A 26,232-nucleotide genomic window follows, 5' to 3' on the forward strand; every position below is an offset into this window, starting at 1 on the left:
ACTTCATTGCGATTCTGTTGCCCCCTGTTGGTGTGTGCATGGTCAAGACCATACTTCGGTGGTGTGTGAACCGTTCCGAGGCGAACGGCACCAGGGAGGAAGCAGTGATCCTGAAAGATCCCCGAACCCGACACAGACGCCTGGGAGTTGTCGCCGCCGCGACCGGACTCCTCGCGGCCCTGCTGACAGCCGTCCCGGCCGCGGCCACACCCGACCCCGGGGACGGCACGGCGGCTTCCGGCACGGAGGTGTCGCAGAGCACCGAGGCCCAGGTGCGCTCGGCGATAGCCGACGGCGAGATACCCGGCCAGGACGAGATCGTCCACTCGGACAACATCGAGCACCTGACCAACATCCCCAAGGACGCGCTGCCCGGCACCAATTCGGACCTCGCCTTCCAGGGCAGGTACGCCTTCGCCGGCAACTACGACGGCTTCCGCATCTTCGACATCAGCAACCCGAAGGCACCCAAGACGGTCGCCCAGGTGCTGTGCCCCGGCTCGCAGAACGACATCTCCGTCTCCGGCAACCTGCTGTTCCTGTCGACCGACTCCTCGCGCAGCGACAGCAGTTGCAACAGCACCACGCAGCCGGTGACCGAGAAGTCCTCCTGGGAGGGCATGAAGGTCTTCGACATCAGCGACAAGACCAACCCCAGGTACGTCGCCGCCGTCGAGACCGCCTGCGGCTCGCACACCCACACGCTGGTGCCCGAGCGCAAGAACGTCTACATCTACGTCTCCTCGTACTCGCCGAACGCCGCCTACCCCGACTGCCAGCCCCCGCACGACGGCATCTCGGTCATCAAGGTGCCGCGCAACGCCCCCGAGAAGGCGGCGGTCGTGGGCTTCCCGGTGCTGTTCCCGGGCGAGGGCCCGGACGGCGGCGGCAACCCGGGCTCGCCCACCAACCCGGGTGTCTCCAAGACCACCGGCTGCCACGACATCACGGTGCTGCCCTCGAAGGACCTCGCCGCGGGCGCCTGCATGGGTGACGGCATCCTGTTCTCCATCGCCGATCCGGAGCACCCGAAGGTCATCGACCAGGTGCAGGACAACGTGAACTTCGCGTTCTGGCACTCGGCGACCTTCAACCAGAAGGCCAACAAGGTCGTCTTCACCGACGAGTTGGGCGGTGGCGGTGCCGCCACCTGCAACGCGACGGTCGGCCCGGACCGGGGCGCCGACGGCATCTACGACATCGTCGGCAAGGGCGACAAGCGCAAGCTCGTCTTCCGCAGCTACTTCAAGATCCCGCGCCACCAGGCCGACACCGAGAACTGTGTGGCCCACAACGGCTCGCTGATCCCGGTCAAGGGCAAGGACATCATGGTCCAGGCCTGGTACCAGGGCGGCGTCTCCGTCTGGGAGTTCACCGACTCCTCCAAGCCCAAGGAGATCGGCTACTTCGAGCGCGGCCCGCTGACCACCGACACGCTCAAGGTCGGCGGTGCCTGGTCGGCGTACTACTACAACGGCTACATCTACTCGAACGACATCGCCAAGGGCTTCGACGTGCTGAAGCTGAGCGACCGACGCACCGACCCCGCCAAGTGGGTCCGGCTGAAGGAGCTCAACACCCAGACGCAGCCCGACTACTTCGACTGACCCTCAGGGTCGCACTCCGGTGCGGCCCCGGTCGCGAAGAACCGCGACAGATCCGTGCCGCCCGTCCCGCCGGACGCCGCCTCGGTGTCCGGCGGGACCCCCAACTCCCAGTCCAGCCGGTAGCGTTTGAACAGTTCGGCGCGCAGCACCGGCAGCGGCATCGGCACGCCCGGCACCAGAGCGGCGTAGACCGAGCCCATCAACAGGGCACGCAGCATGGGGTAGTCGGCGTCGGGGTCCTGCGATCCATTGCGTACGACGGTGTCCCGCAGCAGCTCGGCCAGGCGCCGCTGTTCCGGGCACGGCAGGAACCCCTCGGCCTGCAGCAGCCCCGCCATGTGCTGACGCATCAGCACCGGCCGGTCCCGGGCCAGGCCCAGGATCGCGTCGATGGCCCGCGCCATCCGCTCCCGGCCGTCCTCGGTGCGCGGCTCCCGCTCCAGCGCCTCCTCCAGCGTGCGGTTCATCAGCCGGTGCACGGCGGACTGCACCAGCTGGCGCTTGCCGGGGAAGTAGTACGACACCAGTCCGCGCGCGGAGCCGGCCCGGTCCGCGATGTCGCCGAGCGTCGTCGCCTCGTACCCGTGCTCGCTGACCACCTCGACCGCCGCCTGCAGCAGCCGCTCGCGGGATCGCCGCCGCAATTCTTCATTGACCGAGGCGCTGCGCGGGGACATGCTGTAACTCCTGCGTTGACTGGCTGCCAGCCAACTATACTCAACGCGTCCGGATCGGCCGGTGAAACGGCTGGTCAGGGCTACTGTCCGTCTCGGGCGACGCGGGGGATCGTCCGAGACGGACGGTTCTTCACACCCCAGTGGTGGCCTGAGGCTACTTACTGGCCCGCGGTTCAGCCGGACACCGGGAATTTCCCGCCCTCGTCCACCACATCGAGCACCGCCAGCAGCCCGTCCGGCCGCTCGGTCACCGGCAGGTGGTCCACGAAGTGCACCGCGCACCCCAGAGCGGCGGCTCCGCCGTCGGCCCGCCGGTCGTCGCCGACCATGAGCGTGCGACGGGGCTCGCTGCCGAGGTGGGCGCAGGCGGCGGCGAACAGCCGGGTGTCGGGCTTCTGGACGCCGTGCTCGTACGACAGCGCGTAGGCGTCGATGTACGGGTCGAGCCCGTGCTCCCGGAACACCGGCCGCAGATCCCAGCCGATGTTGCTGACGACCCCGATGGCGACACCGCGCTCGCGCAGCGCCCGCAGCACCTTGCCGGCGTCGGGGTAGGGCTGCCAGGCGGCCGGGGACATGTGGCGGTCGTAGAGCAGGTCGTGCAGTGCCGGGTCCGGCAGCGTCACCTGGCGGGACAGGCCGGTGTAGACGGCCCGGTGCAGCTCGGCGCTCTCGTCGCGCGTCGCCCACGCCCCGGCCATCTCCTCAGGCACCCGTACGGGGTTCGTGCCCCCCGGCAGCGCCCCCGCCCGCTCCAGTGCCCGCGCGGTCTCGACGACCTCCGGCTCGGGCAACGCGATCCCGGCCTCGGCGAGCCCGCCCCGCAGCCAGGACTCGGCGGACTCGATACGGAAGAGGGTCCCGGAGAAGTCGAACAGCACAGCGATCATGCGGAGATCCTACGAGCCGACCTTCCGCTCCAGGGGTGACTCACCGCAACCGAACGCACGGACGAAATCCCGTCGTGAAGTCCCGCCGGTCACTCCTGCCTCACGCCTGTCGACGCCCGTGCACCAGCACCGCCACCGCCACCACCAGGCCCCCAAGCAGCCAGCCGCCGAGGACGTCCGAGGTCCAGTGGACGCCGAGCCAGATGCGGGTGAGGCCGACGCCCAGGACGGAGACGACGGAGAGGGCGAGGGCGGCCCGCCACAGGGCGCGGCCCGCGCCGTGGTGGTGCAGGAGCCACAGAAGCAGGCCCAGGACGACCGTGGCTGTCATGGCGTGGCCCGAGGGGTACGCGGCGAAGTGGGCCGTGTCGACCGGGTCCGGCCAGACCGGGCGGGGGCGGTCCACCGCTGCCTTGAGGGACTGCTGGATCAGCGTGCCGGCCGCGCACGTGACCGCCAGCCAGCCGGCCGTCCACCACGCCGACCGTCTCCACACCAGCCACACCACGACCACCGCGCACAGCAATCGCATCGTCCACGGATCCCACACCCAGTCCGTCAGGATGCGGAACGCGTGCGTCAGCCCGGACTCCTCGACCGCCCACCGATGGGTCGTGTCGGCGATGTCCCCGTCGAAGCTCATCAGGGGACGCCAGCGCACCGCCACGAGCGTGAGGAGCAGCACCGAGCACACACCCAGGACCCCGGCCGCGCGGCGTGCCGTGCGGTGGTCCGACGGGCTGGGCGGGGCGTCGACGGGCGGGGAGTGCATACAACGATCCTCGCCGACCACGGGGGCCGGAGGCCAATCCCGCCGCTCAGGCGCCCCAGCCCAGCGCGCGCAATCCGGGTACGAACGCCACCAGCAGCGGCACCAGCGGCACCAGCGCCGCCGTGGCCGTCAGGCCCAGGCGGCGGCCGGCCGGCAGCCGGTCCGGGGGAGTGAGGAGGCGGTGGACCCGCTGGGGGACGTGGGCGTGCGGGGTCGGACCGGGGCCGAAGACGCCCCGGTCCTCGTTGAGTTCCACCAGCGCCAGCGCCGTGGTCAACCGGCCGAAGCGGCGGGACGCCATGTCGTCCGCGGCGAGTTCGACCAGCCGGTGCATCTCGTCGCGGAACGCGGCGAACACCGGCACCTGCGGAAACCCGCTCGCCAACGCCGACGAGCAGTGCAGCAGCCAGTCGTGCCGGGCCTGCGCGTGGCCCTCCTCGTGGGCCAGCAGGGCATCGAGCTGACGGCCCTTCAGGCGCCGCAACGCGGCCGTGGTGACGACGAGTTGAGGTGCCGGCCCGGACAGCCACCAGGCGTCCGCGCGCTCACCCTCGAGGACCACGAGACGACCGGTGCCGCTCTCCTCGCCGGGCAACAGCGGGGCCCGTACCAGGAGTCGGGCCCGGCGCAGCCGACGCCTCGCCCGCGCCCGTACGACCTCACGCACCAGCATCGCCGCGCTCCACACCCCACCGAGCGCCAGCGTCACCGCCGTTGTCGCCGCCCAGGTGCCGCCCGCCCCGAGCGCGTAGGCCTCCACGACGCCGCGCGGCGCGGGCGCGAAGACGTGACCACGTACCGCCTGCCAGGCCGCCGCCGCGCTCAGGGTCATCGACAGGGCGCAGCACAGCAGTACCGCCGCCACCGCGCACTGCCACACCCACAGCGCGACCACCGGTTCACGGTCCGGCCAGTCGGCCCGGGCGAGCAGCCGAGGGGCCACTACGGCGGTCAGGGCGCCGAGCAGCAACAGTGCCGCGGGGACCATCATGGGAGCACCCTATGAGCGGCCCGCCGCCCACCGGTACGGCATCCCGCGGCAAAGTGACGCAGGACACGGCAGGGGCCGCAGCGGCCCCGAGTCGTCAGAGTGTCGCCAGCATCGCCACCATCGCGATCCCCATCGACAGCCGGCAGGCCCGCGCCACTTCGGGCCGGTCGCCCCACGCGACGGTTCCGCCCCCGGCCGTGACGGGCACCAGCCGCACGCCGGAGAGCAGCACGTAACCCGTGAAGTAGAGAAGCAGTGCCCCCGTCAGCACGGGGATCCCGGAGCCGCCGCCGTGGTGTGCGGGCGATGCCGCCATCACGACCGCCATGTAGACCATCGCCGACGCCCCCACCAGGTGATGCAGATGGTGAGCGCTGGTCCGCGCCGCCCACAGCGCCCGCAGTGCCGCCGCGCCGAACACGGCCGCGTACGCCGCCCAGGCCCAGGGCGGCGGGGTGAACACCGCGGCCGGAACGGCCATCGCGGCCATGCCGAAGCCCATGAGCGCCTCGCCGCCCGCGGCGCGGCGCTGCTCCTCGACGTCGCTGCGCATCCGCAGCAGGCAGTAGGCCCCGGTCGCCGCGCACAGCGCGACCAGCAGCCAGCCGGGCGAAGCCGGTCCGTGCACACGCGCCTCCCCGTTAGACGGTCGGACGGGGAGGGGATGCCCCGGTGACGCGGCGCGCACGCGAGCGCAAGGGTGTACATGGGGAGCATTCGGCGGAGCACGGCAGGTCAGCAGCTATCGTTTACGAGTAAAACACCTGTTAAGGTTGTGGGTATGAGCAGTACCCAGCCCGCCCCCGCCCAGCCGCGCCTCCGGCGCCTCCCCCTGGCCGGCGTTCTCCGTCTCGGCCGCCCCTCGGACATCTGGTTCAAGCCCGCCCTGAGCGTGGTCGCCGCGGTCGCCCCGCCGAACCTCACCCTGCTCGCGCTCGACCGGCTCGACCTGGCGATGTACACCATGGCCGGCTCCCTGTGCGCGCTGTACGCCCACAACCGCCCCTACGCCGCCCGGGCCCGCGCCCTTGCCTGGGTGGTGCTCGGCATGGTCGGCGGCCTCGCCGTCTCCCTCGTCACCGCCTCGCTCACCACCGACGCCGCCGTCCTGGTCGCCGTCGGCGCCCTGCTGGCCGCCGTGCAGAAGGCGCTGTGCGACGCGACCCGGGTCGGGCCGCCCGGCAACGTGGTCCTCACCTTCATCACCTCGGCGTCCCTGTTCGCCCCGCAGACCCTCGCCCAGGTCCCCGGCCACCTCGCCCTCGCCCTCGCGGCGGGCGCCTGGGCCTGGATCATCGGCATGGCACCCGGACTGGTCCGGCCGCACGGCCCGGAGCGGCGGGCCACCGCACACGCCCTGAACGCCACGGCCACCCATGTCGAACAGGACGACCCCCGCACCAGGGCCGCCGCGGCCGCCGCGATCCAGGCCGCCTGGCAGACCCTGCTGTCCGCCGGCGCCCGCACCGCGACCCGCCGGGCCCTGGACCGGCTGGTCGTCCGCGCCGAGGTCGCTCTCGCGGCCCCCGCCGACACCGACCCGCGACGCCTGCGCGCCTGGGCTCGCGACCTGCGCGGCAACGGACCGGTCCCCGCCCCCGCGGACCACGGCGAACTCCTCGGCGTCGACGCCGAACTCGCCGTCCCTGCCACCCCGTTGTGGCGCAGGCTCGGCCCGCTGACCCCGCTCGCCCTGCGCACCGCCGTCGGCTGCGCCCTCGCCGGATACGCCTCCCTCGCGCTCGGCGTCGGCCGCCCCTACTGGGCCCTGGTCACCGCCGCCTCGCTCTACCAGGCCAACCTCACCCTCACCTGGAGCCGCGGCGTCCAGCGCGTCGTCGGCAACCTCGCCGGCGTCCTCCTCTTCGCCGCCGCCGTCCCGCTCGCCCACCTCGGCCCCGCCGCCCTCGTCCTGGTCTGCGTCGCCTTCAACTTCGGTGCGGAAGCCCTCATCAGCCGCAACTACTGGCTCGGCAGCGTCTGCGTCACCCCCATGGCGCTGCTCATCACCGAGTTCACCGGCTTCCAGGAGCCCGGGCGGCTGATCACCGAGCGGATCGTGGACACCCTCGTCGGCGCCCTTGTCGGCTTCGGCGCCGCGATCGTCGTCACCAACCGCCGCGCGGGCAACCGCATCGAGGGGACGCTGACCGCCGTGGAGCGCGCCCGCGAACACACCGCCCGCCTCCTGGCCGAGCCGCACCCCGACCCCCGCGCCCTGGAGAACGCCCGCCGGGCCCTCGCCGCCCACCTCGTGGAGCTGCGGGGCGCCTTCGACGCCGCGGCCGGCGAGTGGTGGCAGGGCGCGCTGCCCCAGGAGCGGGTCGTGCGCGCCGAGCAGACCGGACACCGTACGCTCGCCGCGACGGTACGGCACCAGGAGGTGTGCCGGAGCGCGACGACGGAGGGCACACGGCCATGACGGCACCGAACGGACGGCAGGCGGACGCGACCGGGGGCGACACCGTCTCCGCGGTCGTCCGGCAGTGGCAGGCCGTCCACCCCGGTCTCGACACCGGCCCCATGGAGATCATCGGCCGCGTCAACCGCTGTGCCGCCCTCCTCCAGCAGGCCGAGGACGCCCCGCTGCGCCGGGCCGGACTCAGCCGCCCCGAGTTCGACCTGCTCGGCGCGCTGCGCCGCACCGGCCATGAGCTGACGCCGGGCGACCTGGCCCGGGAGACCTTCTCCTCCGGCGCCGCGGTCACCAAGCGCCTCAAGCAGCTGACCGAGCGCGGCCTCGTCGAACGCCGCGGGGACACCCGGGACCGCCGCGTGGCCCACGTCCGCCTCACGGACGCGGGCCGCGAGATCGTCGACGGCATCCTGCCCGAGCAACTCGCCTACGAGACGGCCGTACTGTCCGTCCTCGACCCGCAGCGCCAGGGCGAACTCGCCGGACTGCTCGGCGAGTTGCTCGGACAGTTGGAGGGGCGGCTGGGGGCACTGCGCGCCTGATCCCGCCGATCGTGCGGCCTGGCGGCCTGGCGACGCTAGAGGACGTCCGTCGCCGTCCGGCGGTAGCCCGGGCGGCGGTCGTCGATGGTCTCCCAGCGGTCGCCGTAGATGTTGCGGACGATGGTCGGTTCCCGTACGAAGTCGTGCGGGAAACCGAGCGGCACCGCACTCACCTCGTCGAGGCGGGCGACCGCGTCGGCGTCCAGCCGGACGTCGACACAGCCGAGGTTGTCGGTGAGCTGGTGCTCCTTGGTGGCCGCGATGATCGGCACGACGTTCCCGGGGCGGCCCAGCAGCCACGCCAGCGCCACCTGGGCGGGGCTCCAGCCGCCCTGCTCGGCGATGTCCAGGACCGCGGTGACGACCTCCTCCTGCTGCGGGTTCGGCTTGTCGCCCCACGCGTCGAGCCGGCCCGTCTCGCCGCGCCGGTACTTGCCGGTGAGCTTCCCGGCCGCCAGCGGCGCCCACGCGAACACCGCCTGGCCGAACGCCCGTGCCTGCGGCAGCAGTTCGCGCTCGGGCGTGCGCTCCAGCAGGTTGTAGCGCAGCTGCGAACCGGCGAACGCGGTCCAACCCCGCAGCTCGGCCAGCGTGTTGGCCTGCGCGATCTCCCAGGCCGGCCAGTCCGAGACACCGACGTAGAGCACCTTGCCGGTCCGTACGAGGTCGTCCAGCGCCCGCATCACCTCCTCGACCGGGGTGAAGTTGTCCCGCGCGTGCACCCACAGGACGTCCAGCCGATCGGTGCGCAGCCGCTTCAGGCTCGCCTCCAGCGACTGCACCAGGTTCTTGCGGTGGTTGCCGGCCGCGTTGACGTCGCCCTCGCGGGTGCCGCACGTGTACTTGCTCGCCAGCACGAACTCCTCACGCCGGCCCGCCATGAGCTCGCCGAGGATGCGCTCGGAGTCGCCGCCGGCGTAGATGTCCGCGGTGTCCAGGAAGTTGCCGCCCGCGTCGGCGTAGGTGTCCAGCAGCTTGGCGCTGGTCTCCTTGTCGGAGCCGTAGGCCGGGTCGTCGCCCATGACCATGGTGCCGAGAGCGAGTTCGCTCACGCGCAGGCCGGTCTTGCCGAACAGTGTGTAGCGCACGATCAGTTCCCCTTCAGGCAGGTCGTCGTGCGTACGACGCTATGAGCTGGAGCGCGCTCCAACGCAAGCCGTGCGCTTCAGCCCTCCGCGCCCGCCAGGTACACCCCGAACACCGCTCCGCCGGGATCCCGCAGCACCGCGATCCGCGGCCCGTCCGGCACCGACGTGGGCTCCATGAGGACGGTGCCGCTGGCGTCGGTCGCGGCAGCGGCGGTGGCGTCGACGTCCTCGACCGCGAAGTACGGCAGCCAGTGCGGCGGCACCTCGGGCGGGAACTTGTCGTCCATCGTGACCATGCCGCCGAAGTCGGCGCCGTCGAGACCCCACTGCGTGTAGTGCTCGGACGCGTTGACGCTCCAGCCGAACACCGTGGTGTAGAAGTCCACGGCCCGCTCCGGCGCCCGGCACAGCAGCTCCACCCAGCCCAGCGAACCGGGGGCGTTGAGCAGCCCGGCTCCCTCGAACCCCTGCGCCTGCCACAGATGGAAGCCGGCGCCCTGGGGGTCGGTCGCGGAGGCGAAGCGCCCCATGCCGGGCACGTCGGCCGGCGGTGACACCACCGAGCCGCCCGCCGCCTCGACCCTGGCGAGGACGGCGTCGAGATCGTCGGCGGCGAAGGTCACGAACCACGAGCACGGCCGCCCCTCCGCACCGAGCGGCACCATCCCCGCGACCGGAAGAGGACCGAGGTACGCGATCGTGTACCCGCCCATCTCCTCCCGCGCGTCGGTCTCCGTCCGCCAGCCGAAGAGGGCGCCGTAGAACCGCTTGCCCGCCTCCGGATCCGGCGTTCCCACCTCGGCCCAGCAGGGCCCACCGGCCACCGGCTTGTCGAGCCTCATGCCGCCACGCCCCTTCCACCGACGCGAGCACCCCTCTCGCACGCTAGCCCCGGCCAGGTAGGGCCGCCATTCGGCCGGAGCCCAGGCCACAGCAGGAACCCGCCGGTCGCGGCCGCGGCCCTCAGATGCCCGGGCGGAAGCGGATCGGATGGTCCCCGGGGACCTCGACGAGGACGATCCTGATGCCGTCCGGGTCGGTGAGCCACATCTCGATCAGGCCCCATGGCTCCTTCACCGGCGGTCGCGCGATCTCGACGCCCTTCGCCACCAGCTCCTCGTGCGCCGCGGTCACGTCCTCGACCTGCATCCACAGACGGACGGCCGCGGAGGGCGGGGTCTCGGAACGGCCGGAGAGCTCCAGGAAGCCGCCGCCGAGGAAGTAGACGGTGCCGCGTTCCGGTCCTGTGCCGAACTCGCGGTAGACGGCGAGGCCGAGCTGTTCGCCGTAGAAGACGCGGGAACGTTCGGGGTCGACGGGGTGGATCAGGGTCCGTCCGCTCAGTACGTGCACCATGCGGCGGAGCCTAGTGCGGGCGTTACGCTCATCGGTGCCCGTGTCGTGCCCGAGAGTGGAGAAACGCCCCATGACCGCTGGACTCACCTTCCGCGATGCCACCGACGCCGACGTGGACGCGCTGGTCGCGCTGATCGAGTCGGCGTACCGCGGGGACGCGAGCCGGGCCGGCTGGACCACCGAGGCGGACATCCTGGAGGGGCAGCGGACCGACCCGGAGGGTGTGCTGCAGGTCATCAAGTCGCCGGACAGCCGGCTGCTCACGGTGGAGCGCGAGGGCGAGGTCGTCGCCTGCTGCCAGCTCGAACACCGCGGCGACCACGCCTACTTCGGGATGTTCGCCGTCAGCCCCCGGCTCCAGGGCGGCGGCCTCGGCAAGGTGATCATCGCGGAGGCGGAGCGGGCGGCGCGGGAGACCTGGGGCGTCACCGAGATGCACATGACGGTGATCTCCGTACGGAACGACCTCATCGCCTGGTACGAGCGCCGCGGCTACCGCCGTACGGGCCGGATGACCCCGTTCCCGTACGGCGACGAGCGCTTCGGCATCCCCCAGCGCGACGACCTGCAGTTCGAGCTGCTGGTCAAGCCGCTCGCCTAGGGCCTGTCCGGATCGTCACGCCGTGAAGCGGGCGGTGCGTTTGATCTCCGAGTAGTCGGTGGTCGCGCCGTCCAGTTGCAGGGCGCGTACGAGACGCAGATGGTCCTGCGTGTTCACCACCCAGCCGATGATCCTGAGGTCCGCCTTGCGGGCGTGCTCGACGATCTCCAGGGTGATCCGGCGAATGTTGAGGCAGACGGTGGCCGCCCCGGCCTCGACGGCGCGTTCCACGATGTCGGTGCCGTACCGGCTGCCGATCAGCGCGGTCCGTACACCCGGCACCAGACGGGAGATCTCGGCGATCGCCTCGTCGTGGAACGAGGACACCTCCACCCGGCCCACCAGGTCCCGCTTGAGCATGACCTCGGCCAGCGCCCGCGCGGCCGCGATGTCCTTGATCTCGGCCTGGAGCGGCGCCCGCACCGCCTCCAGGACCTCCTCGAAGACCGGGACCTTCTCGCCCTTGCCCGCGTCCAGGGTGCGCAGCTCGGCGAGTGTCTTCTCGGCGATCGGACCGGTCCCGTCGGTCGTGCGGTCCACGTCCGTGTCGTGCATGACGACGAGGGCCCCGTCCTTGCTGAGGTGCAGGTCGAGTTCGATGGCGTCGAAGCCTGCCTGCTGGGCGGCGACGAAGGAACGGAGGGTGTTCTCGGGTTCGAGACCCATGACTCCGCGATGACCGATGGTAAGGAAGTTCAAGGTTCAACTCGCTTCCGTCGACGGCGGCTCGGCTTCCGCAGCCTAATGGCCTCGGCCGATGATGAACCCCTGCGTACACGGGGGATCGGGTGACATGTGGGGCGGACCTGGCCGGGACCGTTCCGGCTGGTCACCCTGGGGTGGGCGAGTCCCGCGGGCATTGACCGCCGATGCCGGCCCGGAGGCCCCAAGAAGATCACGTATACCCATCCGGAGCGCCGCCATGGCATCCGGCAGGAAAAAGTTTCGTGACCATGAGGGTGGGCAGGATAATTTGCGGAGGCCCCTCTTGCTGGCAGGAACCTCATATGTATACGGTTTCCTGACGCGAGGTTCTCCCGTGGAGGATGGGACATGACGGAAATTCTTGTGCAGGCGGCTATGGAGGAGCAGGTTCCTCCCGTGACCAGGGTGGTGGACCACCCGGCGTGGCCCGTGCTCAAGGGTGCCGTGGAGCGGATCAGGCCCTGGCAGTCCAAGGACGGGTCGATCGACTTCACGGCCGAGAGTGCCCCGGACCACGCCACCGCCGAAGCGGCCGTACGCGAGGTCACGGCGGCCGTCGAGGAGCTGTCCCCGCTGCTCCCGCACGACCGTGCCTACCACGAGGCCCTGGTGAAGGACCTGGCGCGCTGGGCCGAGGGTGGCTTCGAGGTGCCCGACTTCCTCGACTCGCTGCTCGCCTTCCAGCCCGCCAAGGGCCGCGCGGACGGCCTGCAGCACCTGGTCGTCTTCCCGATGTACACGCAGAACGGCAACCCGGACCGCAACCTCGAAGCGGTCGTGCTGCGCATGGTGTGGCCGGACTGGCTGGCCGAGCTGGAGCGCACCCGCTACGACAACCCGCTGTTCTGCGGCATCAAGTTCGAGGACTTCACGGCCGGTTACGACACCAACTCCGCCGTGCTCTTCCCCGAGACGATCGCCGTGCGCGAGGCGCCGGAACGATTCTCCTGGGGTGGCATCTTCTGTGACCGCGAGGCTGCCCGCTTCCGTGCCGTCACCGACGCCGCCGTCGGCATCCTGAGCCTCGACCTGCCCGAGGACATCGCCGCGATGGTCCACGACCAGAAGCGCTGCGAGGAGGCCTTCGTCCTGTGGGACATGGTCCACGACCGCACCCACAGCCACGGCGACCTGCCCTTCGACCCCTTCATGATCAAGCAGCGCCAGCCGTTCTGGATGTACGGCCTGGAGGAGCTGCGCTGCGACCTCACCGCCTTCAAGGAGGCCGTGAAGCTGGAGGCGGAAGGCGTGGCGCAGGCCCGCGACGTGCAGTTCGCGGTCCTCTTCGACCGCATGTTCCGCTTCCCCGTGACCGGCGAGCGGGTCCGCAACTACGACGGCCTCGGCGGCCAGCTGCTCTTCGCCTACCTGCACAAGCACGACGTCGTCCGCTGGACCGACAACAAGCTGCACATCGACTGGCAGCGCGCCCCGCAGGTCACCAACCAGCTGTGCGCCGAGATCGAGGACCTCTACCGGGCCGGCATCGACCGTCCGAAGCTCGTCCACTGGTTCGCCGCCTACGACCTGGTCTCGCAGTACCTCGCCCCGCACCCGGGTTCCAAGTGGGCCAAGGGTCCCGACGCCCTGGACCTGTCCCAGCCGCCCCGGAAACTCGTCGATGACGTGCTTCCGGACGAGTTTCCGCTGAGCATGTTCTATGAGGCCCTCTCCAAGAAGCTGAAGAACGTGATCGCCGGCACCAAGGGCATCCGTGCGGAGAGCGCCGAGCGGGTCGCCGCGTGAACGACCGCGGTACCGAGAACACTGCACGGCAAGCTCAGGAGGCGAAGAACATGGCGGGGAACGGAGCTCTCAGCGGTGCGGTGATCGCGGTGGCCGGCGCGGGTGGACCCGCCGGTCGCGCGACACTGCTGCGGCTCGCCGAGGCCGGGGCGACCGTCGTCGGCGCGGACAACGACCCCGAGCGCCTCGCGGAGGCGGTCAGCGCGGCCCGCGACGCGGGCGGCGGCGCCACCGTCACCGGGGAGCCGGTCGACCTGCTCGACCTGGACTCCACGCGGGACTGGGCCAATGGCATCGAGAAGGACTTCGGCCGGGTCGACGGCGTCGTCCATCTCGTCGGCGGCTGGCGCGGCAGCGAGACCTTCATCAAGACCAGCCTCGACGACTGGGACTTCCTGGAGCTGCTGCTCATCCGCACCGTGCAGCACACCTCCCTCGCCTTCTCCGAGGCGCTCCAGCGCAGCGACCGCGGCCGTTACGTCCTGATCAGCGCGGCGGGCGCGACCAAGCCCACCGCGGGCAACGCCGCGTACGCCGCCGCCAAGGCCGCCGCCGAGGCGTGGACGCTCGCCATGGCAGACTTCTTCCGCAAGGCCGGGGCCGGCGAGGAGCTCACCTCCGCCGCCACGATCCTGGTGGTCAAGGCCCTGGTGCACGACGCGATGCGCGCCGAGCGACCCAACGCCAAGTTCGCGGGCTTCACGGACGTCAAGGATCTGGCCGGAGCCATCGCCGAGGTCTGGGACAAGCCCGCCGGAGAAGTGAACGGAAACCGTCTGTGGCTCACCGAGAAGCCGTGAACCCGCCGAAGACCGACGCCCGGCGCCATCACGACCCGGACACCCGGGGCTTCGCCAGCGACAACTACGCCGGCGCCCATCCGGAAGTGCTCGCCGCCCTGGCCCTGGCCAACGGCGGGCACCAGGTCGCCTACGGCGAGGACGACTACACCGAGAACCTCCAGGCGATCATCCGCAGCCACTTCGGCCCCACGGCGGAGGCGTTCCCGGTCTTCAACGGCACCGGTGCCAACGTCGTGGCGCTCCAGGCGGTCACCGACCGGTGGGGTGCGGTGATCTGCGCCGAGAGCGCCCACATCAACGTCGACGAGGGCGGGGCGCCGGAGCGGATGGGCGGCCTGAAGCTGCTGACCGTCCCCACCCCGGACGGCAAGCTCACCCCCGAGCTGATCGACCGGCAGGCGTGGGGCTGGGAGGACGAGCACCGCGCGATGCCGCAGGTCGTCTCGATCACCCAGAGCACGGAGCTCGGCACGCTGTACACGCCGGACGAGATCCGCGCGATCTGCGACCACGCCCACGCGCACGGCATGAAGGTCCACCTCGACGGCTCCCGCATAGCCAACGCGGCCGCGTCCCTCGACGTCCCCATGCGGACGTTCACCAACGCGGTCGGCGTCGACATCCTCTCCCTCGGCGGGACGAAGAACGGCGCGCTGTTCGGCGAGGCGGTCGTGGTGATCAACCAGGACGCGGTCTCCCACATGAAGCATCTGCGCAAGCTGTCCATGCAGCTCGCCTCCAAGATGCGTTTCGTGTCGGTGCAGTTGGAGGCCCTGCTCGCCAAGGACCTGTGGCTGCGCAACGCCCGCCACGCCAACGAGATGGCCCAGCGGCTGGCCGAGGGCGTCCGCGCCGTGCACGGCGTCGAGATCCTCTACCCGGTCCAGGCCAACGGTGTCTTCGCCAAGCTCCCGCACGACGTGAGTCTCCGCCTCCAGAAGCGCTTCCGCTTCTACTTCTGGGACGAGAACGCGGGCGTCGTCCGCTGGATGTGCGCCTTCGACACGACGGAGGACGACGTGGACGCGTTCGTGGCGGCGCTCAAGGAGGAGATGGCCAACTAGGCGGCATATTAAGGTCGGGCGCCATGGGGAGGTCTTTCGGGCGGAGTGGGAGGCGGGGATCGCGGAGCCCCTCTCGAAGGACTTCGGTCCGATGCACGACCTCTACGAGTCGCCCGGCCTTCTCGTCCACCTGTCCCCGGAGACGGCGCGGCAGGCTGCCGCCTTCCTGACGGCCCCCTCTGGATGCATAAATATGCGATCAACCGGAAAACAATTGACCACCGGGTGATCGCATTCCTATGCTCTGCGGCCATGGAGCTGATCCAGAACACCCCTGACCTGTCCGCTTATCTCGCCGCCGACGAGGTCATCGACCACGACCACCCCGTCGTGCGGGACACGGCCGCCCGGCTCGCCCGGCAGGCCGTGGACTCGTATGCCTATGCGCGGCTGGCCTTCGAGTTCGTGCGGGACGCCATTCCCCACTCCGGCGACAGCGGCGACCTGCGCGTCACCTGGCGGGCCTCCGACGTGCTGGGGCAGGGCACCGGCATCTGCTACGCCAAGTCCCATGCCCTGGCGGCCCTGTTGCGGGCCGAGGACATCCCGACGGCCCTGTGCTACCAGCGCCTGGCGCACGACGACGGCAGTGGGCATGCCGTGCACGGACTCGTCGCCGTGCGGTTCAACGGGGCCTGGCACCGGCAGGACCCGCGCGGAAACAAGCCCGGCGTGGACGCGCAGTTCTCCCTCGACGGTGAGCTGCTGGCCTGGGTGCCCGACCCTGAGTCCAATGAGGTGGACTATCCAGTCCTGTATGCTGAACCTCACCCGGCCGTCCTGAGCGTCCTCAAAGCCGCGCCCGACCGGCCCCACCTGTGGAAGACGCTCCCGACCGAACTCTGAGGCAGGCGATGACCTTCTCCCTCACCGTGTCCGACGAGGTCCGCGCCCTCGCGCCCGGCTTCACACACGTCGCGATCGAGGCCCACGGTCTCGTCAACGGCCCGAGCACCGAGGCCAGTTCGGCGCTCCTCGACGACGCGGCCCGCCGTCTCGCCGTACGCCTGGACGGCCGCGCCCCGCACGAGGACCCGCACATGGCGGCCTGGCGCGAGGTGTACACGGCGTTCGGGTCGAAGCCGTCACGGACCCGCAACTCCGCGGAGGCGCTGGCCAAGAGGGCGCTGGCGGACGGCGGACTGCCCCGGATCAACCTGCTCGTCGACCTCTACAACGCCATCAGCGTCGCTCACCTGATCCCGGTCGGCGGTGAGGACATCGACCGTATCCAGGGCGGGATGCGGCTCGTGCGGGCCGGCGGTGACGAGGACTTCGTGACCATGGCCGGAGGTGAGGAGGTCGTCGAGCACCCCGACGCCGGTGAGGTGGTGTGGCGCGACGAGCTGGGGGTCACCTGCCGCCGCTGGAACTGGCGCCAGGGACCGCGCACCCGGCTCACCGAGGACACCGTCTCCGGGATCTTCCTGCTGGAGAGCCTCGCCCCGATGCCGGTCGCCGAGGTCGAGCGGGCGGGCGCCGAACTCGCCGAGCTGCTGGAGAAGTTCAGCCCCGGGGCGCATATCGAGGTGCACGCCGCCGCCCCGGTGCGCGGCTGATCCGTCGCGGTCGTTAACCTCCCCGTATGCATGACGGGGGAACACAAGAGAACAGCACCGGCACCGACGAGCAGCGGGTGCCGCTCACCGACACCGGCACCGGCACGCAGTCCACGCGGCCCCTCGCCCGGCTGAGGAAGCACTGGCTGCTCACCTCGGCGGTGGCGCTGGCCCTGCTCGCGACCGCCACGACCGTACCGATCGTCCTCGCGGACTCCGGCGACGACGCTCCCTGCCAGGAGATCCCCGCCTCGACCCGCGCCCTCGCGAAGAGCCCGGCCGCCGCCACCCGCGCGCTCGACCCCGGTGAGGACCTGTCCCGCTACGACGCCGTGCGCGAGCTGCTGATCCACGGGAACCCGTGCGGCGACGGCGGCGCGGTGCTCGGGCAGGTCGTCGACGCCGCCACCCGGGCCACGGCCCGGGGCAAGCCGCACACGCTCGCCCAGGCCCGTGCCGCGTACGCCGTGGTCGCCGCGTTCGACGACGACGCCGTGCCCAGCGGCGCGGCGCCCGGCGTGGCCCGCGTCCTCGCCGAGTACGTGGTCGACGCCAACCGCTTCCTGAGCCCCGACCGCGACGCGTACAGCCCGGCGGTGGACGCCGTGGCCGCCGCTCCGGACGACACCGGCTGGACGACGTACGGCCGCTTCCTGGCTCCGCGCGAGGCCCACGCCGACTTCGAGCACACCCAGCCCTACTCCGACGTACGGGCGGACCCGGAGGCCCTGGTCGGCGAACTCGCCAAGGACCCCGAGGCGTTCGCGATCCTCTACGACGCCGAGCGCGCGTACTTCGCCTACTACCTCGAACGCCTCACCCGTGACGGCGCCGACCCCGACTACCGGCCGGGCAAGGAGAAGGACGGCAGCCCGAAGTCGACCACGACCTGGGCCGACATCGACCTGGAACACCTCACCGACCGTATCGGCAGCCTCATGAACCACCGGGCGCGGTACGCCAGGGACGGCACGATCCCCGACCTCGCCGCCTTCGACAAGGCCGTGCGAGAGCACACGCGCGGCGCCTATCAGGCGGCCACGCGTCAGGTGAGCAGCCGGCCGGTCATGGGGGACATCGCCGAGCGGCCGGTCTCCGGACCGCTGAGCGGTGACCTGGCGGACGGGCGGCGCCAGCTGTTCGCCGTCCTCGACGCCTGGGCGACGGCGCGCAAGGTGCCGACGGAACGCGCGACGCAGCTACGGCAGTTGATCGACGACCGGTACGTCAGAGCGCTCTGGCTGACCTCGTACTGAACGGGGACAGGGTCAGTCGCCGAGGCGCAGTTCCGTGCAGTCCCGCCGCGCGGTCTGCGTCTCGGTGAAGGCCGCGAAGAGCTTGCGCTGCCCGGTCTCGTCGACGCCGGGGACGTCCTTGCCGGCGCTGAGCGCGAAGTTGGCGGCCTCGCCGTCGCAACGGGCGGTCGCCGTACGGGAGTCGGGGTCGTGCCGTCGCTGCTCGGCGAGCAGACGGTTGCTCCAGTCGCCGTACCAGGCGGCGAACCACAGCCGGGGTTCCCACTCGCCGGAGTCGGCGTCCCGCGCGTACAGGTCGCAACGCCCCACCGGGCCCGCGTCGTTCATGAGCACCGCCACCCGCCACTGCGCGGCCTTGAGCCCACCGGACTTGAGCGCCCACCCGCACGCCGTGTCACCCGCGTCGGCGAGCGGCACCGTCTTCGGGTCCTCCTGTGGATCCACCGGCGCGGCGTCCCCGCCAGGCGCCTCGAGCGGCTCGGCGCCACAACCCAGGCGGTCGGAGGCGGAGTTGGTGAGCGCGACCGCCGTCTCGTAGGCGGCGGGGGTGGCCCGCAGGGTGTCCCGGCCGAGCCAGGTGCGGACCAGCAGCTTGCGCTGCCGTCCCTCGTCGTCCCTGCCCAACTCCGGGCAGGGGAGGAGGAACTGGAGGGCGCCGTACTTGTCGATGTAGCCGGGCAGTCCGTCCGCCATCGGGCCCACGCGGTCGAACCCGGACTCGGACAGGACCGTCATGAACTCCCGGTCCACGTCGTCCCGCCGGGTGTACGCCTCGGTCGCCAGCAGCCGGTCGTCACGCACGTCGTCGCCGTCGAAGCCGAGGGAGCAGACGTAGTCGCCGAGTTCCTCGTGGGTCGCGGATTCCGCGTCCTTGAAGTGGTCCCCGTCGCGCCCGAGTTCACGGACCGCGTCGACCGGCAACGCGCCGTCGCAGGCCGTGCGCAGCAGCCACCAGTCCTGTGCGTACGGGGTGGCGATCCAGCCGCCCAACCCCAGCACGACCGCAGCCGACACCGACACCTTGACCCAGCGCCGCATTCCTTGCCCCCGTAGCAGTCCACCCGTTTACGGGCGGGACCCTATCGGTCGGGCGGCGGAGCCGGCGGCGCGGGTCGGTGATCTCGGGAGGTCAGCGGGCCTCGGCGGCCTTGACCTCTTCCGGGGTGGGCGCCGTGCCGCCGAGGTGGGCGGGCATCCACCAGGTGTCGTCGGCGTCCTTGGGACGGACCGGGTAGGCGCGCTGGGCGGCCTCCAGGAGCTCCTGGACGCGCTCGCGCAGCTGACGGGTGATCGCGCCCGCGTACTTGTCCTTGGGCGCCTCGACCGGCTCGCCGACCCGGATCGTGATCGGGGTGTGGCTGCGCTTGAAGTTGCGCGGGTGGCCCTTGGTCCACAGCCGCTGCGTGCCCCACAGCGCCATCGGGATCAGCGGCACGCCCGCCTCCTGAGCCAGGCGCGCGGCACCCGACTTGAAGGTCTTGAGCGTGAACGACTGCGAGATCGTGGCCTCGGGGAAGACCCCGACGATCTCACCGGCGCGCAGCGACTGCAGCGCGTGCTGGTAGGCCGCTTCGCCCTGCTTGCGGTCCACGGGGATGTGCTTCATCCCGCGCATCAGGGGACCGGAGATCCGGTGCCGGAACACGGACTCCTTGGCCATGAAGCGCACGAGACGCTTCTGGGGCAGTGCGGCCAGCCCGTCGAAGACGAAGTCCAGGTAGCTGATGTGATTGCTCACCAGCACGGCGCCGCCAGAGCGCGGGATGTTCTCCGAACCCTTGCAGTCGATCTTCAGGTCCCACACCTTGAACAGCGTGCGGGCGAGGCCGACGACGGGTCGGTAGACAAGCTCTGCCATGGACGGGGTGGACCCTTCCTTCTCTGCCTGGGAAAGGGGGTTCCCGGCGGGAAAGTTACGACACCGTAGGTTTACGGTATCTCGCAGATCGTGCCCCAAGAACGGGCGGGGGGCCAGTCCTCGTGCCCGCGAACGGCGAGATCCTTGTCACGTCGGCGCCTTGATCCACCTCGTGCTTTTACGTCGCCTTTACTACGCGCGTACGGTCACGCGCCGCACGAGCAGGTACATCTCGCACCCCAGGCAGTACCCGAACGCGGAGTTCAGGAACGCGGCCGCGAGCGCGGCCCCCGTCGCGGCGAGCCCCAGCCACTGCGGTCCGACGCCGTACCCGATCAGCCCCACGACCGCGAAGGCCAGGCCCACCGCCTGCGCGAACCGCGGCGGTTCGGGCGCCTCGAACTCGGTCGGCGGACCGATGCGGGGCCGCACGACCTTCCGGAACAGCCAGCCGTACGGCGAACGCCCCACGCCGCCCGCGGCCCCCAGTGCGAACGCCAGGGTCTGCCAGGCCAGGAGCCACACACTGCCGGTGATCAGCACGACCGCCAGTACTAGGGTCGTCACGGCCGCCCCGAAGCGCGGTCCCCTCACGTCGATGTCCATGAATGAAGCATTCCGCAAGGAATGCCGTGCGTGGAGTCGGGAATCTTTGCAGTCTCGTGAACGCTGGAGCTGGGTGATGACCGGAGTCGTGGTGTGTGTCGTGGTGCTCGCTGCGGCGAGCGCCTACGGAGTGCTGCACAGGCAGCGGAGCGGGAGAGTACGGGTGCGCGGGCGCGACGACGACAAGCGGCTCGGCTCGGCCGAGCTGGGCGCGGAGTTGGGGGAGCGGGCCACCCTCGTCCAGTTCTCCAGCGCCTTCTGCGCGCCCTGCCGGGCCACCCGGAGAGTCCTCGGCGAGGTCGTCGACCTGGTCCCCGGGGTCGCCCACGTCGAGATCGACGCCGAGGCCCACCTGGACCTCGTACGCGAACTGGACATCCTCAAGACGCCGACCGTGCTGGTGCTCGACGCCCAGGGGCGGGTGGTGCGGCGCGCCACCGGGCAGCCGCGCAAGGCGGATGTCATCGCGGCCCTCGGCGAGGCCGTGTGACGGTGAGGCAGCTCCCATATGCCGGGACGTACTTGACTGGGCGTACCACCTATCGTCAGCCTGACCGTATGCCTTCGGAACTCCTTCTCTTCGGGCGGGTCCACGTCGACCTGGCCCGCACCGCGAGCGCGCGCTGTCCGGGCTGTTGAGCAGCCACGGACCAGCTCGCCCCACCTCGCAGAAGGACGACCCCATGACGGCCACGCCGGACCTCCGCACCCCTCAGCTCGCCTCCCCCGATCTGCTGCGCTCCGTCTTCAGGCGGCACGCGGCGGGCGTCGCCGTGATCACCGCCCGTGGTGAGGGCGGCCCGGTCGGCTTCACCGCCACCTCGCTCACCTCCGTCTCCGCCGAGCCCCCGATGCTGTCCTTCGGTATCGGCACCGGAGCCTCCAGCTGGCCCGCGATATCCGGCACCGAGCACGTCGGCGTCCACATACTCGGCGAGCACCAGCAGGAGCTGGCCGCCACCTTCGCCCGCAGCGGCGCCGACCGCTTCGGCGCGCCCACCGGCTGGCGCGAGGGGCCCCAGGGTGTCCCCGTCCTCGACGACGTCCTGGCCTGGGTGGTGTGCCGCGTCGTCGCGCGCGTGCCCGCGGGCGACCACCGGATCGTCCTCGCCGAGGTGCTCCTCGGTGACCCCGCCGGCCCCGGCCGTCCGCTGCTGTACCACCAGGGCGGATTCAGCGGACTGCGCGACTGACGACTCGCGGCGCACGCCGGCTTTCCTCCGCTCTCCCCCTGCGGGACCGTCGAGTTCCGATTACGCTGCGTTGCAAAGGTCACAGTTCAAAGCGCTTGCTTAGCGGGAACGAACTGGGTGTACTGACGAGTAATATTTCGATCGGAGCGCGGGCCGCCCCGATCGGGATCGGCCGCTTGGGGCGCCTATGCTGCCTGCAAGTAGGCAGCACACAAATGTCGACGCAGCAGTAGGAGAGCCGGCGTGAGCTTGAGGATCGTTGTCACCGTGAAGTACGTGCCCGACGCCACTGGCGACCGGCACTTCGCCGATGACCTGACCGTCGACCGGGACGACGTGGACGGTCTGCTCTCCGAGCTGGACGAGTACGCGGTCGAGCAGGCGCTGCAGATCTCGGAGAACTCCGACGAGGACGTGGAGATCACCGTCCTGACGGTGGGCCCCGAGGACGCCAAGGACGCCCTGCGCAAGGCGCTGTCCATGGGCGCCGACAAGGCCGTCCACGTCGAGGACGACGACCTCCACGGCACCGACGCGATCGGCACCTCGCTGGTGCTCGCGAAGGCGATCGAGAAGGCCGGCTACGACCTGGTCATCTCCGGCATGGCCTCCACCGACGGCACCGCCGGCATCGTCCCGGCGCTGCTCGCCGAGCGCCTGGGCGTCCCGCAGGTCACCCTGCTGTCCGAGGTCTCCGTCGAGGACGGCACCGTCAAGGGCCGCCGGGACGGCGACGCCGCGAGCGAGCAGCTTCAGGCGTCCCTGCCGGCCGTCGTGTCCGTCACCGACCAGTCGGGCGAGGCGCGTTACCCCTCCTTCAAGGGCATCATGGCGGCCAAGAAGAAGCCGGTGGAGTCCTGGGACCTGGAGGACCTCGAGATCGAGGCCGAGGAGGTCGGTCTCGAGGGTGCCTGGACCAAGGTCGAGACCGCGGCGGCCCGTCCGGCGCGCACCGCGGGCACGATCGTCAAGGACGAGGGCGAGGGCGGCAAGCAGCTCGCTGAGTTCCTCGCGGGCCAGAAGTTCATCTGAGCCCGAGTTCGCCGACCGCCCCTCATCTGATCCAAGCAGGAGAGCATTCCCATGGCTGAAGTTCTCGTCTACGTCGACCACGTGGACGGTGCCGTCCGCAAGCCCACCCTGGAGCTGCTGACCCTGGCCCGCCGCATCGGCGAGCCCGTCGCCGTCGCGCTGGGCAACGGCGCCGGTGACACCGCCGCCGCCCTCGCCGAGCACGGCGCGGTCAAGGTCCTCACCCACGAGGCCGCCGAGTACGCCGACTACCTGGTCGTCCCGAAGGTCGACGCCCTCCAGGCCGCCGTCGAGGCCGTCTCCCCGGCCGCCGTGCTGGTCCCGTCCTCCGCGGAGGGCAAGGAGATCGCCGCCCGTCTGGCGCTGCGCATCGGCTCCGGCATCATCACCGACGCCGTCGACCTCGAGGCCGGCGACGAGGGCCCGGTGGCCACCCAGTCGGTGTTCGCCGCCTCCTTCACCACCAAGTCCCGTGTCTCCAAGGGCATCCCGGTCATCACGGTCAAGCCGAACTCGGCCGCCGTGGAGGCCGCCCCGGCCGCCGGCGCGGTCGAGGCGCTGTCCGTGACCTTCTCCGCCGCCGCGACCGGCACCAAGGTCACCGCGCGCACCCCGCGCGAGTCGACCGGCCGTCCCGAGCTGACCGAGGCCGCGATCGTCGTCTCCGGCGGCCGTGGCGTCAACGGCGCCGAGAACTTCGCGATCATCGAGGCGCTCGCCGACTCCCTCGGCGCGGCCGTCGGCGCCTCGCGTGCCGCCGTGGACGCCGGCTGGTACCCGCACACCAACCAGGTCGGCCAGACCGGCAAGTCGGTCTCGCCGCAGCTGTACATCGCCTCCGGCATCTCCGGAGCGATCCAGCACCGCGCGGGCATGCAGACCTCGAAGACGATCGTGGCGATCAACAAGGACGCCGAGGCCCCGATCTTCGACCTGGTCGACTACGGCGTGGTCGGCGACCTCTTCGACGTCGTCCCCGCCCTGACCGAGGAGATCAAGGCCCGCAAGGGCTGATCCCCGCAGCGCCTGACCGAGGCCCCCGCGACCGCTTCCCGGCGGTGGCGGGGGCCTCGGCTCATCCCAGGGTCAACGCGGCCTGGACCGGCAGATGGTCGCTGGGGAACTGCCCGTCGACGGCGAAGGTGTTGATCGAGGCACGGTGGACCTTCACCCCGGTCGTGGCCAGGATCCAGTCGATGCGCTCGCCGCCGGGCGTCAGCGGCTCGTAGCCGTGGAACGTCCCGTACGCGGCACCGCGTTCGGCCGCCGCGTCCCAGGTGTCGACGAGTCCGGACTCGACGAGGTTGTCGTAGGCCTGGTTGTCGTGGGCCGCGGCGTTGAAGTCGCCGGTGACGACGACCGGCAGCGAACGGTCGAACGCGGCGATCTGCTCGGTGATGAGCAGGGTGGCGCGCTCGCGCGCGTACTGGCTCACATGGTCGAGATGGGTGTTGAGGACATAGAACTCGCGGTCGTCGTCGGCGCGGTCGCGGAAGCGGACCCAGGTGACGATCCGGGGGAGCGCGGCACCCCAGGTGTTCGAGCCGATCGTCCGGGGAGTGTCGGAGAGCCAGTAGGTGTCGTGTTCGAGCGGGGCCAGGCGCCGGGTGTCGTAGAAGACCGCGGTCGACTCGTCATGGCTGCCGCCCTCGCGGCCGGTGCCGATCCAGGCGTAGTGCGGGCCGAGGTCGGCGTGGATGTCCAGCAGTTGCTGGTAGAGGCCCTCCTGGGTGCCGAGGAACGTGGGGGTCTCGCGGCGCAGGAGCGCGCGCATCACCGGGCGGCGGACGGCCCAGCTGTTGGGTCCGACGGCACTGGCGAAGCGCAGGTTGAAGGTCATGGCATCGAGGCGGCGCCCGACCGAGCGGGCGGCGGACGCGGGCATCGTGGCCATCAGAGGCAGGGTGAGCGCGGTGGCCACCACGGTTCTCAGTCCCATGCGACGCGTCATTCTGTCGGTGTCCGGCATGTAATCCCCTCCCGACGGATCAGGATGAACGGGGGAACCGGTGGGCGAAAGAGGGCGTGGTGGGGCCGGAGATGCCGGAAGGGGCGTGGCGGCCCATGCTGTGGACGGGGTGTTGACCTGCGGGAAGATCCACGGATAACTTCGTTCTACGGATTGTTGATTCCGTAGTGCGGAAAACAGGAGGGTGTGGCATGGGTCAGCAGGAGCAGGTGGCGACGAGCCTCGCGGGCGCCGTCAGCGAGGAGATCAGCGCCTCCCTCGCGCCGGTCGACGCCGAGCTGGAGCGCCGCTACCCCGGCGACCCGGGCACCCGCCAGCCCGTCCACACCGTCTACGTCCCCGGCGACGTCTTCGCCGCCGGCACCCTGCGCTCCTGGGGCGACCAGGCCCTCGCGGCCCTCGACGAGCACGCTCCGGACGCCGCGTCCTTCGCCGCCGTGCTCGGACTCTCCGACGCACTCGCCGAACCCGTCCACACGCGCGTGCGGGCCAAACTGGAGCGCGAGCCGATCGAGGACCTGCGCGTCGACTTCGAGGACGGCTACAAGGGCTCCGACGAGGACCAGGACGCCGCCCGCGCGGCCCGGCTCGTTGCGGACGCGTACAAGAACGGCACCGCCGCCCCGTACATGGGCATCCGCATGAAGTGCATGGAGTCCCCGGTCCGCGACCGCGGCATCCGCACCCTCGACGTCTTCCTCACCGGCCTGATGGAGGCCGGCGGACTGCCCGACGGACTGGTCCTCACCCTGCCCAAGGTCACCTACCCCGAGCAGGTCACCGCCATGGTCCGGCTCCTGGAGCAGTTCGAGAAGGCGCGCGGCCTGGCCCCCGGCCGGATCGGCTTCGAGATCCAGATCGAGACCAGCCAGGCGATCCTCGCCGCCGACGGCACCGCCACCGTCGCCCGCATGATCGACGCCGCCGAGGGCCGCGCCACCGGCCTGCACTACGGCACCTTCGACTACAGCGCCTGCCTCGGCGTCTCCGCCGCCTACCAGGCCAGCGACCACCCGGCCGCCGATCACGCCAAGGCGATCATGCAGGTCGCCGCCGCCGGCACCGGCGTACGCGTCTCGGACGGCTCCACCAACGTCCTGCCGGTCGGCAGCACCGAGAAGGTCCACGAGGCCTGGAGGTTGCACTACGGCCTCACCCGGCGCGCCCTGGCCCGCGCCTACTACCAGGGCTGGGACATGCACCCCGGCCACCTCCCCACCCGCTACGCGGCCGTCTTCGCCTTCTACCGCGAAGGCTTCGAAGCGGCCGCCAAGCGCCTCGCCGCCTACGCCAACCACGTCGACGGCGACGTCATGGACGAGCCCGCCACCGCCAAGGCCCTCGCCGGGTACCTCCTGCGCGGCCTGGACTGCGGCGCCCTGGACACCGGCGAGGTCACCCGGCTCACCGGGCTGACCCTGGCGCGCCTCCAGTCGTACGCCGGACCCCGCCGCGCGGACCTGACGGCCTCGGCCAAGTAACACCTCGGCGACCTCGGCGA

The 26,232-nt window shown here is 71.2% G+C and carries 28 protein-coding genes; 15 read left to right on the top strand and 13 right to left on the bottom strand.

Features of this window, described 5'->3' with window-relative positions:
- Window positions 1-104 precede the first annotated feature (104 nt).
- Window positions 105-1,607, top strand: a complete 1,503-nt coding sequence (locus ACFUO4_RS25520; protein WP_383488697.1) for an LVIVD repeat-containing protein — start codon at window positions 105-107, stop codon at window positions 1,605-1,607.
- Here the strand turns inward: ACFUO4_RS25520 and ACFUO4_RS25525 are convergent.
- The 5 genes from ACFUO4_RS25525 to ACFUO4_RS25545 form a co-directional block, all read right to left on the bottom strand.
- Window positions 1,595-2,284, bottom strand: a complete 690-nt coding sequence (locus ACFUO4_RS25525) for a TetR/AcrR family transcriptional regulator (RefSeq protein ID WP_383488700.1) — start codon at window positions 2,282-2,284, stop codon at window positions 1,595-1,597. The two genes, ACFUO4_RS25520 and ACFUO4_RS25525, sit on opposite strands and share 13 nt — an antisense overlap.
- Before the next feature lie 173 nt (window positions 2,285-2,457).
- Complete coding sequence (locus ACFUO4_RS25530; protein WP_383488703.1) at window positions 2,458-3,174, bottom strand: HAD family hydrolase; 717 nt, start codon at window positions 3,172-3,174, stop codon at window positions 2,458-2,460.
- Between the two features lie 100 nt (window positions 3,175-3,274).
- On the bottom strand, window positions 3,275-3,946 hold the full coding sequence (locus ACFUO4_RS25535) for a phosphatase PAP2 family protein (RefSeq protein ID WP_383488706.1): 672 nt from the start codon (window positions 3,944-3,946) through the stop codon (window positions 3,275-3,277).
- A 46-nt stretch (window positions 3,947-3,992) separates the two neighbouring features.
- A complete protein-coding gene (locus ACFUO4_RS25540) occupies window positions 3,993-4,937 on the bottom strand; it encodes a M56 family metallopeptidase (protein WP_383488709.1) in 945 nt (314 codons plus the stop codon).
- Window positions 4,938-5,031: 94 nt separating this feature from the next.
- A complete protein-coding gene (locus ACFUO4_RS25545) occupies window positions 5,032-5,565 on the bottom strand; it encodes a DUF5134 domain-containing protein (RefSeq protein WP_383488712.1) in 534 nt (177 codons plus the stop codon).
- Window positions 5,566-5,718: 153 nt separating this feature from the next.
- Between ACFUO4_RS25545 and ACFUO4_RS25550 the strand changes: the two genes are divergently transcribed.
- Together ACFUO4_RS25550 and ACFUO4_RS25555 are read left to right on the top strand one after the other, a co-directional pair.
- Window positions 5,719-7,359, top strand: a complete 1,641-nt coding sequence (locus ACFUO4_RS25550) for an FUSC family protein (RefSeq protein WP_383488715.1) — start codon at window positions 5,719-5,721, stop codon at window positions 7,357-7,359.
- Complete coding sequence (locus tag ACFUO4_RS25555) at window positions 7,356-7,895, top strand: MarR family winged helix-turn-helix transcriptional regulator (RefSeq protein ID WP_079310253.1); 540 nt, start codon at window positions 7,356-7,358, stop codon at window positions 7,893-7,895. The genes ACFUO4_RS25550 and ACFUO4_RS25555 overlap by 4 nt, the downstream gene beginning before the upstream one ends.
- Before the next feature lie 35 nt (window positions 7,896-7,930).
- Here ACFUO4_RS25555 and ACFUO4_RS25560 read toward each other — a convergent pair whose 3' ends face one another.
- The 3 genes from ACFUO4_RS25560 to ACFUO4_RS25570 form a co-directional block, all read right to left on the bottom strand.
- Window positions 7,931-8,983, bottom strand: a complete 1,053-nt coding sequence (locus tag ACFUO4_RS25560) for an aldo/keto reductase (RefSeq protein WP_383488719.1) — start codon at window positions 8,981-8,983, stop codon at window positions 7,931-7,933.
- 77 nt (window positions 8,984-9,060) lie between these two features.
- Window positions 9,061-9,825, bottom strand: coding sequence for a VOC family protein (locus tag ACFUO4_RS25565; protein WP_383488722.1), 765 nt, complete (start codon window positions 9,823-9,825; stop codon window positions 9,061-9,063).
- Window positions 9,826-9,946: 121 nt separating this feature from the next.
- A complete protein-coding gene (locus tag ACFUO4_RS25570) occupies window positions 9,947-10,339 on the bottom strand; it encodes a VOC family protein (RefSeq protein ID WP_383488725.1) in 393 nt (130 codons plus the stop codon).
- Between the two features lie 70 nt (window positions 10,340-10,409).
- On the opposite strand from ACFUO4_RS25570, the gene ACFUO4_RS25575 reads away from it, so the two are divergent.
- A complete protein-coding gene (locus ACFUO4_RS25575; RefSeq protein ID WP_383488728.1) occupies window positions 10,410-10,940 on the top strand; it encodes a GNAT family N-acetyltransferase in 531 nt (176 codons plus the stop codon).
- 15 nt (window positions 10,941-10,955) lie between these two features.
- Here the strand turns inward: ACFUO4_RS25575 and ACFUO4_RS25580 are convergent, their stop codons facing one another.
- Window positions 10,956-11,639: a glycerophosphodiester phosphodiesterase family protein gene (locus ACFUO4_RS25580; protein WP_079310244.1), complete on the bottom strand. Its 684-nt coding sequence runs from the start codon at window positions 11,637-11,639 to the stop codon at window positions 10,956-10,958.
- A gap of 354 nt (window positions 11,640-11,993) precedes the next feature.
- Between ACFUO4_RS25580 and ACFUO4_RS25585 the strand changes: the two genes are divergently transcribed.
- The 6 genes from ACFUO4_RS25585 (at window position 11,994) to ACFUO4_RS25610 (ending at window position 18,073) form a co-directional block, all read left to right on the top strand.
- Window positions 11,994-13,391 carry a DUF6421 family protein gene (locus tag ACFUO4_RS25585; RefSeq protein ID WP_383488732.1) on the top strand — a complete coding sequence of 466 codons (1,398 nt, stop codon included), beginning with the start codon at window positions 11,994-11,996 and terminating at the stop codon, window positions 13,389-13,391.
- A 50-nt stretch (window positions 13,392-13,441) separates the two neighbouring features.
- Window positions 13,442-14,191: an SDR family NAD(P)-dependent oxidoreductase gene (locus ACFUO4_RS25590; protein WP_079310242.1), complete on the top strand. Its 750-nt coding sequence runs from the start codon at window positions 13,442-13,444 to the stop codon at window positions 14,189-14,191.
- Complete coding sequence (locus ACFUO4_RS25595) at window positions 14,188-15,258, top strand: low specificity L-threonine aldolase (RefSeq protein ID WP_079310241.1); 1,071 nt, start codon at window positions 14,188-14,190, stop codon at window positions 15,256-15,258. Before ACFUO4_RS25590 ends, ACFUO4_RS25595 begins: the two co-directional genes overlap by 4 nt.
- A gap of 252 nt (window positions 15,259-15,510) precedes the next feature.
- On the top strand, window positions 15,511-16,104 hold the full coding sequence (locus ACFUO4_RS25600; RefSeq protein ID WP_383488736.1) for a transglutaminase family protein: 594 nt from the start codon (window positions 15,511-15,513) through the stop codon (window positions 16,102-16,104).
- 8 nt (window positions 16,105-16,112) lie between these two features.
- Window positions 16,113-16,817 (top strand): B3/4 domain-containing protein, encoded by a 705-nt coding sequence (locus tag ACFUO4_RS25605; RefSeq protein ID WP_383488739.1) that lies wholly within the window; start codon window positions 16,113-16,115, stop codon window positions 16,815-16,817.
- Between the two features lie 26 nt (window positions 16,818-16,843).
- Entirely contained in the window at window positions 16,844-18,073 is a 1,230-nt protein-coding gene (locus ACFUO4_RS25610; RefSeq protein WP_383488742.1) for a hypothetical protein, read from the top strand.
- Between the two features lie 12 nt (window positions 18,074-18,085).
- Here the strand turns inward: ACFUO4_RS25610 and ACFUO4_RS25615 are convergent, their stop codons facing one another.
- The 3 genes from ACFUO4_RS25615 to ACFUO4_RS25625 form a co-directional block, all read right to left on the bottom strand.
- Entirely contained in the window at window positions 18,086-19,111 is a 1,026-nt protein-coding gene (locus tag ACFUO4_RS25615) for a hypothetical protein (RefSeq protein ID WP_383488745.1), read from the bottom strand.
- 91 nt (window positions 19,112-19,202) lie between these two features.
- Window positions 19,203-19,931: a lysophospholipid acyltransferase family protein gene (locus ACFUO4_RS25620; RefSeq protein ID WP_079310234.1), complete on the bottom strand. Its 729-nt coding sequence runs from the start codon at window positions 19,929-19,931 to the stop codon at window positions 19,203-19,205.
- Window positions 19,932-20,123: 192 nt separating this feature from the next.
- The gene (locus tag ACFUO4_RS25625; RefSeq protein WP_383488749.1) at window positions 20,124-20,537 is read right to left on the bottom strand and encodes a DUF4395 domain-containing protein; all 414 of its coding nucleotides are present in this window, start codon (window positions 20,535-20,537) and stop codon (window positions 20,124-20,126) included.
- A gap of 76 nt (window positions 20,538-20,613) precedes the next feature.
- On the opposite strand from ACFUO4_RS25625, the gene ACFUO4_RS25630 reads away from it, so the two are divergent.
- From ACFUO4_RS25630 to ACFUO4_RS25645, 4 genes are all read left to right on the top strand, one after another.
- Window positions 20,614-21,027 carry a thioredoxin family protein gene (locus tag ACFUO4_RS25630; protein ID WP_079310232.1) on the top strand — a complete coding sequence of 138 codons (414 nt, stop codon included), beginning with the start codon at window positions 20,614-20,616 and terminating at the stop codon, window positions 21,025-21,027.
- A gap of 193 nt (window positions 21,028-21,220) precedes the next feature.
- A complete protein-coding gene (locus ACFUO4_RS25635) occupies window positions 21,221-21,730 on the top strand; it encodes a flavin reductase family protein (protein WP_383488752.1) in 510 nt (169 codons plus the stop codon).
- A gap of 243 nt (window positions 21,731-21,973) precedes the next feature.
- Window positions 21,974-22,762 (top strand): electron transfer flavoprotein subunit beta/FixA family protein, encoded by a 789-nt coding sequence (locus ACFUO4_RS25640; protein WP_383488755.1) that lies wholly within the window; start codon window positions 21,974-21,976, stop codon window positions 22,760-22,762.
- A gap of 51 nt (window positions 22,763-22,813) precedes the next feature.
- Window positions 22,814-23,776, top strand: coding sequence for an electron transfer flavoprotein subunit alpha/FixB family protein (locus tag ACFUO4_RS25645; RefSeq protein WP_383488758.1), 963 nt, complete (start codon window positions 22,814-22,816; stop codon window positions 23,774-23,776).
- Between the two features lie 61 nt (window positions 23,777-23,837).
- Here the strand turns inward: ACFUO4_RS25645 and ACFUO4_RS25650 are convergent, their stop codons facing one another.
- Window positions 23,838-24,731: an endonuclease/exonuclease/phosphatase family protein gene (locus tag ACFUO4_RS25650; protein WP_079310228.1), complete on the bottom strand. Its 894-nt coding sequence runs from the start codon at window positions 24,729-24,731 to the stop codon at window positions 23,838-23,840.
- 191 nt (window positions 24,732-24,922) lie between these two features.
- Here ACFUO4_RS25650 and ACFUO4_RS25655 point away from each other — a divergent pair, with 191 nt between their 5' ends.
- Window positions 24,923-26,212: a DUF6986 family protein gene (locus ACFUO4_RS25655; RefSeq protein WP_079310227.1), complete on the top strand. Its 1,290-nt coding sequence runs from the start codon at window positions 24,923-24,925 to the stop codon at window positions 26,210-26,212.
- The last annotated feature ends 20 nt before the right edge of the window (window positions 26,213-26,232 follow it).

Source organism: Streptomyces sp. NPDC057280 (assembly GCF_042668605.1).
Classification (GTDB): Bacteria; Actinomycetota; Actinomycetes; order Streptomycetales; family Streptomycetaceae; genus Streptomyces.

Coding starts and splice junctions, on each gene's coding strand:
- ACFUO4_RS25550 (WP_383488715.1), top strand. CDS start 5,719: ATGAGCAGTACCCAGCCCGCCCCCGCCCAGCCGCGCCTCCGGCGCCTC.
- ACFUO4_RS25615 (WP_383488745.1), bottom strand. CDS start 19,111: ATGCGGCGCTGGGTCAAGGTGTCGGTGTCGGCTGCGGTCGTGCTGGGG.
- ACFUO4_RS25540 (WP_383488709.1), bottom strand. CDS start 4,937: ATGATGGTCCCCGCGGCACTGTTGCTGCTCGGCGCCCTGACCGCCGTA.
- ACFUO4_RS25635 (WP_383488752.1), top strand. CDS start 21,221: ATGACGGCCACGCCGGACCTCCGCACCCCTCAGCTCGCCTCCCCCGAT.
- ACFUO4_RS25555 (WP_079310253.1), top strand. CDS start 7,356: ATGACGGCACCGAACGGACGGCAGGCGGACGCGACCGGGGGCGACACC.
- ACFUO4_RS25610 (WP_383488742.1), top strand. CDS start 16,844: ATGCATGACGGGGGAACACAAGAGAACAGCACCGGCACCGACGAGCAG.
- ACFUO4_RS25655 (WP_079310227.1), top strand. CDS start 24,923: ATGGGTCAGCAGGAGCAGGTGGCGACGAGCCTCGCGGGCGCCGTCAGC.
- ACFUO4_RS25590 (WP_079310242.1), top strand. CDS start 13,442: ATGGCGGGGAACGGAGCTCTCAGCGGTGCGGTGATCGCGGTGGCCGGC.
- ACFUO4_RS25625 (WP_383488749.1), bottom strand. CDS start 20,537: ATGGACATCGACGTGAGGGGACCGCGCTTCGGGGCGGCCGTGACGACC.
- ACFUO4_RS25650 (WP_079310228.1), bottom strand. CDS start 24,731: ATGCCGGACACCGACAGAATGACGCGTCGCATGGGACTGAGAACCGTG.
- ACFUO4_RS25565 (WP_383488722.1), bottom strand. CDS start 9,825: ATGAGGCTCGACAAGCCGGTGGCCGGTGGGCCCTGCTGGGCCGAGGTG.
- ACFUO4_RS25630 (WP_079310232.1), top strand. CDS start 20,614: ATGACCGGAGTCGTGGTGTGTGTCGTGGTGCTCGCTGCGGCGAGCGCC.
- ACFUO4_RS25575 (WP_383488728.1), top strand. CDS start 10,410: ATGACCGCTGGACTCACCTTCCGCGATGCCACCGACGCCGACGTGGAC.
- ACFUO4_RS25585 (WP_383488732.1), top strand. CDS start 11,994: ATGACGGAAATTCTTGTGCAGGCGGCTATGGAGGAGCAGGTTCCTCCC.
- ACFUO4_RS25645 (WP_383488758.1), top strand. CDS start 22,814: ATGGCTGAAGTTCTCGTCTACGTCGACCACGTGGACGGTGCCGTCCGC.
- ACFUO4_RS25600 (WP_383488736.1), top strand. CDS start 15,511: ATGGAGCTGATCCAGAACACCCCTGACCTGTCCGCTTATCTCGCCGCC.
- ACFUO4_RS25525 (WP_383488700.1), bottom strand. CDS start 2,284: ATGTCCCCGCGCAGCGCCTCGGTCAATGAAGAATTGCGGCGGCGATCC.
- ACFUO4_RS25620 (WP_079310234.1), bottom strand. CDS start 19,931: ATGGCAGAGCTTGTCTACCGACCCGTCGTCGGCCTCGCCCGCACGCTG.
- ACFUO4_RS25530 (WP_383488703.1), bottom strand. CDS start 3,174: ATGATCGCTGTGCTGTTCGACTTCTCCGGGACCCTCTTCCGTATCGAG.
- ACFUO4_RS25605 (WP_383488739.1), top strand. CDS start 16,113: ATGACCTTCTCCCTCACCGTGTCCGACGAGGTCCGCGCCCTCGCGCCC.
- ACFUO4_RS25535 (WP_383488706.1), bottom strand. CDS start 3,946: ATGCACTCCCCGCCCGTCGACGCCCCGCCCAGCCCGTCGGACCACCGC.
- ACFUO4_RS25570 (WP_383488725.1), bottom strand. CDS start 10,339: ATGGTGCACGTACTGAGCGGACGGACCCTGATCCACCCCGTCGACCCC.